Here is a 15,296-nt window from a genome sequence, read left to right on the forward strand (position 1 = left end):
CTCCCTCGCCACCCAAAGCGCGTTCCTGCAAGCGTTACGGTTACACCACCACTTCCAGCGCCGGCTGCTGGCTGCTGCCAAACATCAGGTACTCCACCAGGTCCGCCAGCGCCAACGGCTTGCTGATCAGATAGCCCTGCACTTGATCGCATTCGAACCCGCGCAACAATTCCAGTTGCTCTGGCGTTTCCACGCCTTCGGCGACGACTTCGAGATTGAGGTTGTGCGCCAGGTTGATCATCGCGTGGACCAGTTTGCGGTTCTCTTCGCGCTGCTCCATGCCGCCGACAAAGCTCTTGTCGATCTTCAGCAAAGTGATCGGCAGGCTGTTGAGGTGCACGAACGATGAGAACCCGGTGCCGAAGTCGTCGAGGGAGAAGCGCACGCCCAGACGCCCGAGGGCATCCATGGTTTGCTTCACCAGATCGCTACGACGCATCACCGCGGTTTCGGTCAATTCGAATTCCAGCCACTGTGCCTCGACGCCGCGCTCGGCAATCAACCGGCTCAAGGTCGAAAGCAACTGGCTGTCCTGGAATTGACGGAACGACAAGTTGATCGCCATGTGCAACGGCGGCAAACCCAGCTCCAGCAATGCCTGCATGTCACGCAGGGCACGGGAAATCACCCAGTAACCCAGCGGCACGATCAGGCCGCTTTGTTCGGCCAGCGGCACGAATTCGCTTGGCGGCAACAACCCGCGTTCAGCGTGACGCCAGCGCACGAGCGCTTCGAGTCCGACGATCTGCCCGTCCTCAAGGTTCAGGCGTGGCTGGTAATGCAGTTCCAGCTCATCGCGGCGCAACGCCCGGCGCAGCTCGGTTTCGAGATCGGCAATGCTGCGGGCATTGCGATTGATGCGTTCGTTGAAGATGTGGAAGGTGCAGCCTTGAGTGCTCTTGGCCTGCTGCATGGCAATGTGCGCGTGCCACATCAACGGGTCGGCACCGGCTTGGGCACGGGCGTGGGCGATGCCCAGGCTGGAGCCGATCAACAGGCTTTCGCCATCGACCCAATAGGGCTCGGCCAGCGCTTCGGTGATGCGTTCGGCCATCCACTCGGCGCGTTGAGGGGCGCGGCGGGTGTCGATCAGCAGCGCGAACTCATCGCTGCCCAGCCGCGCCAGTTGATCACCGGCTTCGAGCTGGCTTTTGAGCCGGGCGACCACTTGCAGGATCAACCGGTCGCCCGCCTGATGGCCGAGGGCGTCGTTGGCATGACGGAAGTTATCGAGATCGAGATGCCCGAGCGCCAGGCCGCGACCGTCGTTTTCCGCCAGGCGCGCCGTCAGCAGGGTCTGGAAGCCCTGGCGGTTGGCAATACCGGTGAGCGGATCTTGCTCGGCCAGGCGTTGCAAAGTGGTCTCCAGCACGCCACGTTCGCGCACATGCCGCAGGCAGCGGCGCAGCATGCCGGGGTCGAGATGCTCGCGTACCAGCCAGTCGCTGACGCCGTCGGGCGGTGTGAGCGGCTCGTGCTCAAGCAGCAACACCGTCGGCAGACAGCAACGGCCCGGCGCCGGCTGAAGAGCCGGGATCGTCAATAACACCGCACTGCGGTTGTCATCGAACAGACTGCTGACCGACTCCCAACTCGGCGCGCTGATGAGCACGGCCGAGCTCCCCATCGGAGCCAGACACTCGCGCAACAACGCTGCCCACGCTGGCTCTTCGGCCAGTAGCAGCAAACGCAAGGGTTCGACAGGCGTAGACAAGCTAGCTCCCTAGACTCTGCAAAGATGTAGGCGACGGGCATTATGCCGTGCCGACAACTAATGACAATGACATCAGTTATCAAACGAGGTCTTTGTATCCGGAATTACGAACATTAGACGCAAATCCGTTGCGCATCCTGCGTGAAAGTAACAAAAGCGGCAATTAGAGATCGCGTGTTGCGTCACAAGTCGGAGAGAGCAGCACAATTTGCTGAGCCTGTTAAAATGCCGGCCCATTTCGTGACTGACTCCTGAATTTACCTATGTCCCGACTCAATCCCCGGCAGCAAGAAGCCGTGAGCTACGTCGGCGGCCCTCTTTTGGTGCTCGCCGGTGCAGGCTCCGGCAAGACCAGCGTGATCACGCGCAAAATCGCGCACCTGATCCAGAACTGCGGCATCCGCGCCCAGTACATCGTCGCCATGACCTTTACCAACAAGGCCGCCCGCGAGATGAAGGAACGGGTCGGCACCCTGCTGCGTGCCGGTGAAGGTCGCGGGCTGACGGTCTGCACCTTCCACAACCTGGGCCTGAACATCATCCGCAAGGAACACGTGCGGCTGGGCTACAAACCGGGCTTCTCGATCTTCGACGAGACCGACGTCAAGGCCCTGATGACCGACATCATGCAGAAGGAATACTCGGGCGACGACGGTGTCGACGAGATCAAGAACATGATCGGCGCCTGGAAAAACGACCTGATCCTGCCGGCCCAGGCCCTGGAAAACGCGCGTAACCCCAAAGAGCAGACCGCTGCCATCGTCTACACCCACTACCAGCGCACGCTCAAGGCGTTCAACGCGGTGGACTTCGACGACCTGATCCTGCTGCCGGTAAAACTGTTCGAAGAACATGCCGACATCCTGGAAAAGTGGCAGAACAAGGTGCGCTACCTGCTGGTGGACGAGTACCAGGACACCAACGCCAGCCAGTATTTGCTGGTGAAAATGCTCATCGGCAAGCGCAACCAGTTCACCGTGGTGGGCGACGACGACCAGTCGATCTACGCCTGGCGCGGCGCTCGCCCGGAAAACCTGATGCTGCTCAAGGAAGACTACCCGTCCTTGAAAGTGGTGATGCTGGAGCAGAACTACCGCTCCACCAGCCGCATCCTGCGCTGCGCCAACGTGCTGATTTCGAACAACCCGCACGAATTTGAAAAGCAGCTGTGGAGTGAAATGGGCCACGGCGACGAGATCCGCGTGATCCGCTGCCGCAACGAGGACGCCGAAGCCGAGCGCGTGGCCATGGAAATCCTCAGCCTGCACTTGCGCACCGACCGTCCGTACAGCGATTTCGCAATCCTCTATCGCGGCAACTACCAGGCCAAGCTGATCGAGCTGAAATTGCAGCACCATCAGGTGCCGTATCGTTTGTCGGGTGGCAACAGCTTTTTCGGACGTCAGGAAGTGAAGGACCTGATGGCCTACTTCCGCCTGATCGTGAACCCGGACGACGACAACGCCTTCCTGCGGGTGATCAACGTGCCGCGTCGCGAGATCGGCTCGACCACCCTGGAAAAACTCGGCAACTATGCGACCGAGCGCAAGATCTCGATGTACGCCGCCACCGACGAAATCGGCCTGGGTGAGCATCTGGACAGCCGCTTCACCGATCGCCTGTCGCGTTTCAAGCGCTTCATGGACAGGGTCCGCGAGCAGTGTGCCGGCGAAGATCCGATCTCGGCGCTGCGCAGCATGGTCATGGACATCGACTACGAGAACTGGCTGCGCACCAACAGCTCCAGCGACAAGGCCGCCGACTACCGCATGGGCAACGTCTGGTTCCTGATCGAGGCGTTGAAAAACACCCTGGAGAAGGACGAAGAAGGCGAGATGACCGTCGAGGACGCCATCGGCAAACTGGTCTTGCGCGACATGCTCGAGCGCCAGCAGGAAGAAGAAGACGGCGCCGAAGGCGTGCAGATGATGACCTTGCACGCCTCCAAGGGCCTGGAATTCCCCTACGTGTTCATCATGGGCATGGAAGAGGAAATCCTCCCGCACCGCTCCAGTATCGAAGCCGATACCATCGAAGAGGAACGCCGCCTGGCCTACGTGGGCATCACCCGCGCGCGCCAGACCCTGGCCTTTACCTTCGCTGCCAAGCGCAAGCAGTACGGCGAGATCATCGATTGCGCGCCGAGCCGCTTCCTCGATGAGTTGCCACCGGACGACCTCGCCTGGGAAGGCAACGACGATACCCCGACCGAAGTCAAAGCCGTGCGCGGAAACAACGCATTGGCGGATATACGCGCGATGTTAAAGCGCTAGAATTGACACTTTTATTGACACCTTCGGCGCAAAAGGCGCCAACAGAGGACAGCTTCATGGAAGCACTGCACCAGAAAATTCGTGAACAAGGCATCGTGCTTTCCGACCAGGTCCTGAAAGTCGACGCCTTTCTGAACCACCAGATCGACCCGGCCCTGATGAAGCTGATCGGCGACGAGTTCGCCTCGCTGTTCAAGGACTCGGGCATCACCAAGATCGTCACCATCGAAGCCTCGGGCATTGCACCGGCGATCATGACCGGCCTGAACCTCGGTGTACCGGTGATTTTCGCCCGCAAGCACCAGTCCCTGACCCTGACCGAAAACCTGCTGTCGGCGACCGTCTACTCGTTCACCAAGCAGACCGAAAGCACCGTGGCGATCTCCCCGCGCCACCTGACCAGCAGCGACCGCGTGCTGATCATCGATGACTTTCTGGCCAACGGTAAGGCATCCCAGGCGCTGATCTCGATCATCAAGCAGGCTGGCGCGACCGTAGCCGGCCTGGGCATCGTGATCGAGAAATCGTTCCAGGGTGGGCGTGCCGAGTTGGATTCTCAGGGCTATCGCGTGGAATCGCTGGCGCGCGTCAAGTCGCTGAAAGATGGCGTTGTGACCTTCATCGAATAACCACACCGCAAATCACTGTGGGAGCTGGCTTGCCAGCGATGGCGGCCAGACAGCCAACGAAGATGTTGAATGTCAGGGCCTCATCGCTGGCAGGCCAGCTCCCACAGTTGTGTTGGGTGGCAGCTATTGCGCGGTAGCCTTCAGGCCGGTTAGCAGGAGGCGTTGATAAAGGTCTTCTTTCAACCCTTCCGGCTGGCTCAGCTGCATCCGCTCCAGGTGTCCGGGAAATGTCGAAGCCTCGGGTGCATCCAGCGCAGCCTTACCCAACTCCAGAATCTCGCTCAGCTTGAACTTGCTCTTCAACCAGTTCAGCGCCCGCAACACATCCCGCTCCACCTCGGTGAAATCACAGCCCAACGGATACTCGGGAAACAGCGGCGCATGCCGCGCGGCGATCGCCTGCAAACGTTCAGGGCGGTTGTCGGTAAAGCGCGGATCGAGGTGGAAATCCTTCGGTAGCTTGCCAACCTTTTGCGCCTGTTCGATCAGTCCTGGCTGAAAGCGTGAGTCACTGATATTGAGCAAGGCTTCGATCACTGCTGCATCGGTTTTGCCGCGAAGATCGGCGATGCCGTATTCGGTGACCACAATATCGCGCAGATGCCGCGGAATGGTGCAGTGGCCGTACTCCCAAACAATGTTCGAACTGACCTCGCCCCCCGACTCGCGCCAACTGCGCAGCAGCAACACCGAGCGCGCGCCTTGCAGTGCATGACCCTGCACCACAAAGTTGTACTGCCCGCCTACGCCGCTGAGCACGCGCCCGTCTTCGAGCTGATCCGCCACGGCAGCCCCCAGCAGGGTCACGGTAAACGCCGTGTTGATGAACCGCGCATCGAGGCGCTGCAAACGCTTGAGCTCTTCCTGACCGTATAGTTCGTTGATGTAGCTGATGCGGGTCATGTTGAATTCGAGCCGCTTGTTTTGCGGCAACTCACGCAAGCGCTCATAGAAACTGCGCGGCCCGAGAAAGAAACCGCCGTGGACCGAGATGCCATCGGTTTGCGCCGCTTCGTCGAGGGTGCCGGCATTCGCCTGCTGCTGGGTCGGCACATCGGGGTACACCTTGCGCCGCACGATGCCCGCATCGGCCAGCACCAGCAGGCCGTTGACGAACATTTCGCTGCAACCGTAAAGGCCTCTGGCGAATGGCTCGATGCCGCCTTCGCGCTCGATCAGTTGCGCCCACTGGCTGAGATTTACATCCGCCAACACTGCCTTGTAACCGTCGTTGTCGGCTTGGCGCGCCAGCAACGCCGCCGTCAGCGCGTCGCCCATGGAACCGATGCCGATCTGCAAAGTACCGCCATCGCGCACCAGTGTGCTGGCATGCAGGCCGATCAGATGATCCTGCAAACCCACCGGCATGTTCGGTGTGGAGAACAGGGTTGTGTTGTCTTTCTCGTCGATCAAAAGGTCAAACGTATCGATCCCGACTTCGGCATCACCGGGCATGTAGGGTAAATCGTTATGCACCTGGCCGACCATCAGAATGGTCTCGCCGGCAGCCCGGCGCCTGGCGATCATCGGCAACAGGTCGAGGGTGATGTCCGGGTTGCAGCTCAGACTCAAGCGATCGGGATGATCAGCGTGGCTGGCAACCAGTTGCGCCACCAGGTTCAACCCGGCGGCGTTGATGTCCCGAGCCGCGTGGCTGTAATTGCTGCTGACGTAATCCTGCTGCGCCGCTGCGCTGTTGAGCAGGCTGCCAGGTTGCATGAAGAACTGCTGGATGCGGATATTGCCCGGCAAGCTGTCGCGGCGCAGATCGGCGAGAAACTCCAGTTCCGGATAATCGCCGAAGACCTTTTCGATGAAGGGCTCGAGAAAGCGCTTTTGCAAGCCGTCGCCCAATGGCGGGCGACCAAGGCACAACGCGGTGTAGATCGTCAGCTGCCGCTGCGGCAACTGCGCCACGCGCCGATACAGCGCGTTGACGAAATGGTTGGGCTTGCCCAGGCCCAGGGGCAGGCCCATGTGAATATGCGCTGGCAACCGCGCCAGTACGTCGTCGACTGCTTGCTCGATAGAACACAGCTGCACCATCCGATCCTCCCTTACATTCCATGACGTGGGGTTGGACCGAGCTTGCCGGGTCTTTGCTGCAATGAACAGTCTTTAAAGTGGGAGCCAGCCTGCTGGCGATAGCGGAGTGTCAGGCAGCAAGGATGTTGTTTGTGCCGACGTCATCGCGGGCAAGCCCCGCTCCCACAGGTTTTGATGTTCGCCGCAGTTTTTGTGCACGGCGCAAACCACCTGCTCGCGATGGTCGTCAACGATAACGCGGGGTGTCTGATGCCCCGTTGCGTCTGTTGGTTCTTCGCGAGCAGGCTCGCTCCTACAGGGAGGGCGCGGTTTATTTGCAATCGCAGGCACAAAAAAGCCGCTCGCAAGCGGCTTTTTGGCGTCAGAGTCGGGCTGTTACAGACCGGACATCTCTTTGATCGCGCCTTTGAGTTCGTCATCGGTGCAATCGGCGCAAGTCCCTTTAGGCGGCATCGCGTTGATACCGGTAATGGCTTTGGCCAGGATGCCGTCGAGGCCGCCCTGGTGATCGGCACGCTCTTTCCAGGCAGCCTTGTCGCCGATTTTCGGCGCACCCAGCAGGCCGGTACCGTGGCAAGCGTTGCAGTGCTTGGCAATCACATCTTTAGGTGCTTTAGCACCACCACCGCCGCCGGCAGTAGCGGCGACTTCCATGCCCTTGCACTCTTTACCTTGAACACACACCTGGCCGACTGGCTCGAGGCGTTTGGCAATTTCGTCGTTCGTCGCAGCTTGAGCGCTGACAGCCCAGAGGGCCAATACGGTTGCTGGTACGGCCAGCATTTTCATAATTAGATTCACGCGTTCACCCTCAATGGTGGCTAGTCACGCCTACGGCCACGGTTCGCAGGCGGGCGCAAGTATAGCGGTAAGCCCGCGACACTGAAACAACCCCAAAGTCGAAGGGGTCTTGTTGTGCAACGGTAAAACGGCTCGGGTGCCTCGGCCATGCTGGCAGGGCGCCTCTTTTCTTAAAAGTTTGCCGGTGTAGCTGCGCTGATTAGTCGCGCCGGCGCGTCGAACGGATTTCGGAAACGGTGCGGCTTGGTACTTTCAAAGTAGTAGCTATCGCCCGCTTCGAGCACAAAAGTTTCAAGCCCGACGACAAGTTCCAGTCGACCTTCCACCAGAATTCCGGTTTCCTCGCCCTCATGGGTGAGCATCTCCTCACCGGTGTCGGCGCCTGGCGGGTAGATTTCATTGAGGAACGCGATAGCCCGGCTCGGGTGTGCCCGGCCGACCAGTTTCATGGTCACGGCGCCATCGGAAATATCGATCAGCTCGTTGGCCTTGTAGACGATCTGAGTCGGTATTTCCTGCAGGATTTCTTCGGAAAAGAACTCGACCATGGACATGGGAATCCCGCCCAACACTTTCCTCAGCGAACTGATCGAGGGGCTGACGCTGTTTTTCTCGATCATCGAAATGGTGCTGTTGGTGACGCCCGCACGCTTGGCGAGCTCACGCTGGGAAAGACCTTTGAGCTTACGGATCGATTGCAGTCGTTCGCCGACGTCCAATGCAGGAGCCTCCAGGGGTTCAGTTTGTTGGAATATTGAGCGTTATCATGGCGACAGCGTTCAGTATTTACAACACTTTGACCTGAATCCTGTTCGGCGAAGCGACTTCCGGCGCTTCAGTCCCCGGAATAGAGCATCGGCACCCGACGCAGGTTGCAGAAGATCTGATAAGGAATCGTGCCGGCGGCAATGGCCACGTCGCTGGCCAGGATGTTTTTGCCCCACAACTCGACGGTCGAGCCCAGTCCCGCTTGCGGGATATCGGTCAGGTCGACACACAACATGTCCATCGACACCCGACCGATCAACTGGCTGCGCTGCCCAGCCACCAGCACCGGAGTGCCGGTTGGCGCCAGGCGCGGGTAACCATCGGCGTAACCCATGGCCACCACGCCGACGCGCATCGGTTTTGGAGTAATGAATTTCGCCCCATAACCAATCGGCTCGCCAGCCGGCAGTTCACGCACGCAGATCACTTTCGACTCCAGGGTCATCACCGGTTGCAGGCGCGAGGCCACGGTGTTGGCCTCCTCAAAAGGCGTGGCGCCGTAGAGCATGATGCCCGGACGAACCCAGTCACTGGGAATCTGCGGCCAGCCCAGTACAGCCGGCGAGTTACGCAGGCTGATTTCAGCGGACAAGCCCTGGCGCGCCGCTTCGAATACCGCCGCCTGCTCGACACTGGCCTGGCTGTTCAATTCATCGGCACGGGCGAAGTGGCTCATCAGCACGATTTTCGCGACATTGCCGCTGGCCAGCAGCCGTTGATAGCCTGCTTGATAATCCTTCGGATGCAGACCCACCCGGTGCATGCCCGAATCGAGTTTGAGCCAGACGATGATCGGCTTGTTCAGCGCAGCCTTTTCGATCGCCTCGAGCTGCCACAGCGAATGCACCACGCACCAGAAATCATGCTCGACGATCAGCGACAGCTCATCGGCTTCGAAAAAACCTTCCAGCAACAACACCGGCGCGCGAATACCCGCAGCGCGCAGTTCCAGGGCCTCTTCGATACAGGCCACGGCAAAACCGTCCGCCTCGCCTTCCAGGGCCTGGGCGCAACGCACCGCGCCATGGCCGTAGGCATCGGCCTTGATCACCGCAAGGGCTTTGGCGCCGGTGATTTCACGGGCGATCTGGTAGTTGTGACGCAGGGCTTGGAGGTCGATCAGGGCACGGGCAGGGCGCATGGCGGCAGACTTCTGGTCGGTCGTTTCGAAGAACCGGCACTGGCGGACGGCGTGAACCGTTACCAGCGCCGGGGGAGGAATCTCTGGCTTGAAGCGCAGCGGCTATAACCGCGAGCTCATCGTGTCATTGGTGAGCTGGCGCCGGACTGACATGTTTTGCAGTCTCTTGGGTTTTGTTGCCATAACGGGAAATATCCAGGCCTTCGGCGCTGATCTGTGGCTTTTTCTTAGCCATCAGGTCCGCCAGCAAGCGACCCGAACCGCACGCCATGGTCCAGCCGAGAGTGCCGTGACCGGTGTTCAGGAACAGGTTCTTGAACGGGGTGGCGCCAACGATCGGGGTACCGTCCGGCGTGGTCGGACGCAGGCCGGTCCAGAAACTGGCTTCGGCCAGATTGCCGCCCTGAGGATAAAGGTCATTGACGATCATCTCCAGGGTTTCGCGCCGACGAGGGTTCAGTGACAGATCAAAACCGGCGATCTCCGCCATGCCGCCGACGCGGATACGGTTGTCGAAACGTGTGATCGCGACCTTGTAGGTTTCATCGAGAATGGTCGACGTCGGCGCCATCGCCGGGTTGGTGATCGGCACGGTCAGCGAGTAGCCCTTGAGCGGGTACACCGGCGCTTTGATCCCCAGCGGCTTGAGCAATTGCGGCGAGTAGCTGCCGAGTGCCAGCACGTAGCGGTCGGCGGTTTCCAACTTGCCGTCGATCCACACGCCGTTGATGCGGTCACCGGCGAAGTCGAGGCGCTGGATGTCCTGGCCAAAACGGAATTGCACACCGAGGTTCGCCGCCATTTCGGCAAGCTTGGTGGTGAACATCTGGCAGTCGCCAGTCTGGTCATTCGGCAGGCGCAGGGCACCGGCGAGAATGTCGGTGACACTGGCCAATGCCGGCTCAACGCGGGCAATGCCTTCGCGGTCGAGCAGTTCGAACGGCACGCCGGACTCTTTCAGCACGGCGATGTCTTTCGCCGCGCCGTCCAGTTGGGCCTGGGTGCGGAACAGTTGGGTGGTACCCAGGCTGCGGCCTTCGTAGGCAATGCCGGTCTCGGCACGCAGTTCGTCGAGGCAATCACGGCTGTACTCGGACAGGCGGACCATGCGCTCCTTGTTCACCGCGTAACGGCTGGCGGTGCAGTTGCGCAGCATCTGCGCCATCCACAGGTATTGATCGATGTCGGCGGTGGCCTTGATCGCCAGCGGGGCGTGGCGCTGCAGCAGCCACTTGATGGCTTTGAGCGGCACGCCCGGCGCGGCCCACGGCGAGGCATAACCCGGCGACACCTGGCCGGCGTTGGCGAAACTGGTCTCCATGGCAGCGGCTGGCTGCCGGTCGACCACCACCACTTCAAACCCGGCACGCGCCAGATAGTAAGCACTGGTGGTACCGATGACGCCGCTACCCAAGACCATGACGCGCATTTTTATTTCCCTCATCGCGGCAAACCGCTGACGTTTGTTGTTCAGAGCTTCAGATGTGCGCAGTGTAAAAAAGATTTGCCAGTGCTTTTCACTATATAAGCGCCTATATTTGGCGACAATTCTCGGCAAAAACCCTTTTCACGGAGGCGCATCCCCTATGCGTACCAATACTCAGACCAAACGGGAACTGGACAAGATCGACCGCAATATTCTGCGGATTCTCCAAGCGGACGGGCGTATCTCTTTTACCGAACTGGGGGAAAAGGTCGGGCTCTCGACAACGCCCTGTACCGAGCGGGTCCGGCGCCTGGAGCGCGAAGGGATCATCATGGGCTACAACGCGCGGCTCAATCCGCAGCATTTGAAGGGCAGCCTGCTGGTGTTCGTCGAGATCAGCCTCGACTATAAATCCGGCGATACTTTCGAAGAGTTTCGACGTGCAGTGTTGAAGCTGCCGCACGTGCTGGAGTGTCATCTGGTGTCAGGGGATTTCGACTACCTGGTGAAAGCGCGGATTTCCGAGATGGCCTCGTACCGCAAACTGCTGGGCGACATCCTGCTCAAGCTGCCGCATGTGCGCGAATCCAAGAGTTACATCGTGATGGAAGAGGTGAAAGAGAGCCTGACCTTGCCGATTCCGGATTAAAAGGCTGCGATCTGTTAAACCAACACCTGCCGATTCGAGGCCATGTACTCAAAGACCTGTTTCTCGACCCTCGGGTGAATCAGTTCGACCGGCCCGCGCCCGTTGGGACATGGCAAGGTCTTGGTGGTGCCGAACAACCGGCAGATCAGCGGTCGCTCGTCATACACCGTGCAACCGTGCGGGCCGAGATGAACGCAATTGAGTTCATCCATGGCGGCTTCCTGCTCGGCCCGAGTCTTGCGCGGCAGGCGTGACATTTCTTCCGGCGAGGTGGTCACCGGCCCACAGCAGTCATGGCAACCGGGCACGCACTCGAACGAGGGGATCTGCTGGCGCAGTGTGCGGATTTTCTGGCTGTTGCAACTCATTGAAGCATCGACCGAAGGTGGAATAGATGCGGATTCTGACGCAAAAGCCTAGATCCAGACAGCGCCGGCCGACCAATGTTGCCCCTCTGGGTAGGTCCGCTTATGCTCCGGCAAATTTTCTGAACATAGAAACCAGGATGACGCGCATGAACGCCCGTGCCCAGCACACTGCCTCCTATTACGCCGCCAGCAGCCTGCCGCAACCGGATTATCCGGCGCTCGCCGGTGAAGTGCTGGCCGATGTGTGCGTGGTCGGCGGTGGGTTCTCGGGGTTGAACACGGCGCTGGAGTTGGCCGAGCGCGGTCTCAGCGTGGTACTGCTCGAAGCCCGCAAGATTGGCTGGGGAGCCAGCGGACGCAACGGTGGCCAGTTGATTCGTGGGATCGGCCACGGCCTCGACCAGTTCACCAATGTGATTGGCGTCGACGGCGTACGGCAGATGAAACTGATGGGCCTGGAAGCCGTGGAAATCGTCCGACAGCGAATCGAGCGATTCCAGATTCCCTGCGACCTGACCTGGGGCTACTGCGACCTGGCTAACAAACCCCGCGATCTCGAGGGCTTCGCCGAAGATGCCGCAGAGTTGCGCAGCCTCGGTTACCGCTATGAAACCCGGCTGCTGCAACCTGATGAAATGCACACTGTGGTAGGTTCCGACCGCTACGTGGGCGGCTTGATCGACATGGGCTCCGGCCATTTGCATCCGCTTAACCTGGCGCTGGGCGAAGCAGCCGCTGCACAGCAACTGGGCGTGCAACTTTTCGAGCAATCCGCCGTTACCCGCATCGACTACGGTCCCGAGGTCAAGGTCCATACCGCCCAAGGCTCAGTCCGCGCCAAAACCCTGGTACTCGGCTGCAATGCCTATCTCAACGGCCTCAATCCGCAACTCAGCGGCAAAGTGCTGCCCGCCGGCAGCTACATCATCGCCACCGAGCCCCTGAGCGAAGAGCTGGCCCACGCCCTGCTGCCACAGAACATGGCGGTCTGTGATCAACGGGTGGCCCTGGATTACTACCGACTCTCCGCGGACCGTCGCTTGCTGTTTGGTGGCGCCTGCCATTATTCCGGGCGCGACCCGAAAGACATTGCGGCCTATATGCGACCAAAGATGCTGGAGGTGTTTCCACGCCTGAGCGATGTGAGGATCGACTATCAATGGGGCGGCATGATCGGCATCGGCGCCAATCGACTGCCGCAAATCGGCCGACTCATGGACCAACCAAACGTGTATTACGCCCAGGCTTACTCCGGTCATGGTGTGAACGCCACGCACCTGGCAGGGAAGCTGCTGGCCGAGGCTATCAGTGGTCAGCACAGCGGTGGGTTTGATCTGTTTGCCAAAGTGCCGCACATCACCTTCCCGGGCGGCAAGCATTTGCGTTCGCCGTTGCTGGCATTGGGGATGTTGTGGCATCGGCTTAAAGAGTTGGCCTGAGACATTTATGGCGTTGGTGCCGACGCCATCGCGGGCAAGCCTTGCTCCTACAGGTCATGCGTCACTCTTGAGATCAACACTAACTGTAGGAGCAAGGCTTGCCCGCGATGAGGCCCGAAAAAACACCACAAAAACTCAGATCCGCCAGAACGGCTTGAGCCCCTCCTCCCGAGCCTGCTCCCGCGTCAGCCCGACATCCTTGAGCTGGTCAGGCGTCAGGGCCAGCAACGCCTTGCGCGTGTGCAGGCGCTGCCAGAACAGATCCCAGCGGCTCAGGCCGGACGGCGCGTTGCGCTTGAGCGCATGGCGCGAATTGTCCTGTTGCCCTGCCTCCAGTTCCTGACTGTGTAACGTCAGCCGCACATCGCTCAAACCGTTCATTTTGAATGCTCCTGTTTACTTGGGTAGCCAGAGATTCCATGATGCGCGGGCGACGAAAAGCGTTACAGATTCAAAGCAACTGTATTAACTCCATACAGATTTACTGAATTCACCTCTGAATCGAAGATTTTTGCTTGATCTGTACTGGTTAACCGACTCAATCACCTCGAGGCTGCGCCATGACCCTCTACGTCAATCTCGCCGAATTGCTCGGTACGCGGATCGAACAGGGCTTCTATCGCCCCGGCGATCGACTGCCGTCGGTGCGGGCGTTAAGCGTTGAACACGGGGTCAGCTTGAGTACCGTGCAACAGGCGTATCGGGTACTGGAGGACAGCGGGCTGGCCATGCCGAGGCCCAAGTCGGGGTACTTTGTGCCAGCCAGTCGCCAATTGCCGGAGCTGCCAGCGGTGGGCCGCCCGGCCCAGCGCCCGGTGGACATCTCACAATGGGATCAGGTGCTGGAGCTGATCCGCGCGGTACCGCGCAAGGATGTCGTACAGCTTGGGCGAGGCATGCCGGACATCACTTCGCCCACCATGAAGCCGCTACTGCGCGACCTGGCGCGGATCAGCCGGCGACAGGACATGCCCGGCCTGTATTACGACAACATCCACGGCAACCTCGAACTGCGCGAGCAAATCGCCCGCCTGATGCTCGACTCCGGCTGTCAGTTGGGGCCGGGCGATCTGGTCGTAACCACCGGTTGCCATGAAGCGCTGTCCACCAGCATCCGCGCCATCTGCGAGCCGGGAGACATCGTGGCCGTGGACTCGCCGAGCTTTCACGGCGCCATGCAAACCCTCAAGGGCCTGGGCATGAAAGCCCTGGAAATCCCCACCGACCCGCTCACGGGAATAAGCCTGGACGCACTGGAGCTGGCGCTGGAGCAATGGCCGATCAAGGCCATCCAGTTGACGCCGAACTGCAACAATCCACTGGGCTACATCATGCCGGAGTCGCGCAAACGTTCGTTGCTGATGCTCGCACAGCGTTTCGATGTGGCGATCATCGAGGACGATGTGTATGGCGAACTGGCCTATACCTATCCGCGCCCGCGCACGATCAAATCCTTCGACGAGGATGGCCGCGTCCTGCTGTGCAGCTCCTTTTCCAAGACCCTGGCGCCCGGGCTGCGCATTGGCTGGGTCGCGCCGGGGCGGTATCTGGAGCGGGTGTTGCACATGAAATACATCAGCACCGGTTCCACCGCGCCGCAACCGCAGATTGCCATTGCCGAATTCCTCAAGGGCGGACACTTCGAACCGCATTTGCGGCGGATGCGCACGCAATATCAGCGTAATCGCGACATGATGATCGATTGGGTGAGCCGTTACTTTCCCGCCGGCACCCGCGCCAGCCGCCCTCAAGGCAGTTTCATGCTGTGGGTAGAACTACCGGAAGGCTTCGATACACTGAAACTGAATCGTGCCTTGTACGATCAGGGCGTACAGATTGCGGTCGGCAGCATTTTTTCCGCATCCGGCAAGTACCGCAATTGTCTGCGCATGAACTACGCTGCCAAACCAACGGCACAGATTGAAGAAGCCGTGCGCAAGGTCGGTGCCGCCGCCATCAAGCTGCTGGCCGACGACGGATTGCCCGACTGACCTTTTTGCGGATATCAGCGTCCATATGCCAACATCTGCCGCCAACCGGAA

13 protein-coding genes are annotated in these 15,296 nt (G+C 60.1%); 5 read left to right on the forward strand and 8 right to left on the reverse strand.

Annotated features, from left to right (window positions below):
- Positions 1 to 40: 40 nt before the first annotated feature.
- Entirely contained in the window at positions 41 to 1,714 is a 1,674-nt protein-coding gene (locus tag ASD60_RS11625) for a putative bifunctional diguanylate cyclase/phosphodiesterase (protein WP_056854143.1), read from the reverse strand.
- A 263-nt stretch (positions 1,715 to 1,977) separates the two neighbouring features.
- On the opposite strand from ASD60_RS11625, the gene rep reads away from it, so the two are divergent.
- Together rep and ASD60_RS11635 are read left to right on the forward strand one after the other, a co-directional pair.
- Complete coding sequence (gene rep / locus ASD60_RS11630; RefSeq protein WP_007975144.1) at positions 1,978 to 3,987, forward strand: DNA helicase Rep; 2,010 nt, start codon at positions 1,978 to 1,980, stop codon at positions 3,985 to 3,987.
- Between the two features lie 56 nt (positions 3,988 to 4,043).
- On the forward strand, positions 4,044 to 4,616 hold the full coding sequence (locus tag ASD60_RS11635) for a xanthine phosphoribosyltransferase (protein ID WP_056854144.1): 573 nt from the start codon (positions 4,044 to 4,046) through the stop codon (positions 4,614 to 4,616).
- Between the two features lie 123 nt (positions 4,617 to 4,739).
- On the opposite strand, the gene ASD60_RS11640 is transcribed toward ASD60_RS11635, so the two are convergent.
- From ASD60_RS11640 to dadA, 5 genes are all read right to left on the reverse strand, one after another.
- The gene (locus ASD60_RS11640; RefSeq protein WP_056854145.1) at positions 4,740 to 6,662 is read right to left on the reverse strand and encodes an acetyl-CoA hydrolase/transferase C-terminal domain-containing protein; all 1,923 of its coding nucleotides are present in this window, start codon (positions 6,660 to 6,662) and stop codon (positions 4,740 to 4,742) included.
- A 375-nt stretch (positions 6,663 to 7,037) separates the two neighbouring features.
- Positions 7,038 to 7,451, reverse strand: a complete 414-nt coding sequence (locus tag ASD60_RS11645) for a c-type cytochrome (protein ID WP_056854146.1) — start codon at positions 7,449 to 7,451, stop codon at positions 7,038 to 7,040.
- A 182-nt stretch (positions 7,452 to 7,633) separates the two neighbouring features.
- Positions 7,634 to 8,182, reverse strand: coding sequence for a cupin domain-containing protein (locus ASD60_RS11650; RefSeq protein WP_056854147.1), 549 nt, complete (start codon positions 8,180 to 8,182; stop codon positions 7,634 to 7,636).
- Between the two features lie 116 nt (positions 8,183 to 8,298).
- The gene (alr, locus tag ASD60_RS11655; RefSeq protein ID WP_056854148.1) at positions 8,299 to 9,372 is read right to left on the reverse strand and encodes an alanine racemase; all 1,074 of its coding nucleotides are present in this window, start codon (positions 9,370 to 9,372) and stop codon (positions 8,299 to 8,301) included.
- A gap of 124 nt (positions 9,373 to 9,496) precedes the next feature.
- Positions 9,497 to 10,801, reverse strand: coding sequence for a D-amino acid dehydrogenase (gene dadA / locus ASD60_RS11660; RefSeq protein ID WP_056854149.1), 1,305 nt, complete (start codon positions 10,799 to 10,801; stop codon positions 9,497 to 9,499).
- A gap of 157 nt (positions 10,802 to 10,958) precedes the next feature.
- Here dadA and ASD60_RS11665 point away from each other — a divergent pair, with 157 nt between their 5' ends.
- Positions 10,959 to 11,447 (forward strand): Lrp/AsnC ligand binding domain-containing protein, encoded by a 489-nt coding sequence (locus ASD60_RS11665; RefSeq protein WP_007975155.1) that lies wholly within the window; start codon positions 10,959 to 10,961, stop codon positions 11,445 to 11,447.
- Positions 11,448 to 11,461: 14 nt separating this feature from the next.
- On the opposite strand, the gene ASD60_RS11670 is transcribed toward ASD60_RS11665, so the two are convergent.
- Entirely contained in the window at positions 11,462 to 11,815 is a 354-nt protein-coding gene (locus ASD60_RS11670; RefSeq protein WP_056854150.1) for a YkgJ family cysteine cluster protein, read from the reverse strand.
- A gap of 146 nt (positions 11,816 to 11,961) precedes the next feature.
- Here ASD60_RS11670 and ASD60_RS11675 point away from each other — a divergent pair, with 146 nt between their 5' ends.
- A complete protein-coding gene (locus tag ASD60_RS11675; protein WP_056854151.1) occupies positions 11,962 to 13,254 on the forward strand; it encodes an NAD(P)/FAD-dependent oxidoreductase in 1,293 nt (430 codons plus the stop codon).
- Positions 13,255 to 13,389: 135 nt separating this feature from the next.
- Here the strand turns inward: ASD60_RS11675 and ASD60_RS11680 are convergent, their stop codons facing one another.
- Entirely contained in the window at positions 13,390 to 13,635 is a 246-nt protein-coding gene (locus ASD60_RS11680; RefSeq protein WP_056854152.1) for a DUF1127 domain-containing protein, read from the reverse strand.
- A gap of 179 nt (positions 13,636 to 13,814) precedes the next feature.
- On the opposite strand from ASD60_RS11680, the gene ASD60_RS11685 reads away from it, so the two are divergent.
- Positions 13,815 to 15,245, forward strand: coding sequence for an aminotransferase-like domain-containing protein (locus tag ASD60_RS11685; RefSeq protein ID WP_056854153.1), 1,431 nt, complete (start codon positions 13,815 to 13,817; stop codon positions 15,243 to 15,245).
- Positions 15,246 to 15,296: the final 51 nt, after the last annotated feature.

The sequence above is a fragment of the Pseudomonas sp. Root562 genome, from assembly GCF_001427125.1.
Taxonomy (GTDB): Bacteria; Pseudomonadota; Gammaproteobacteria; order Pseudomonadales; family Pseudomonadaceae; genus Aquipseudomonas.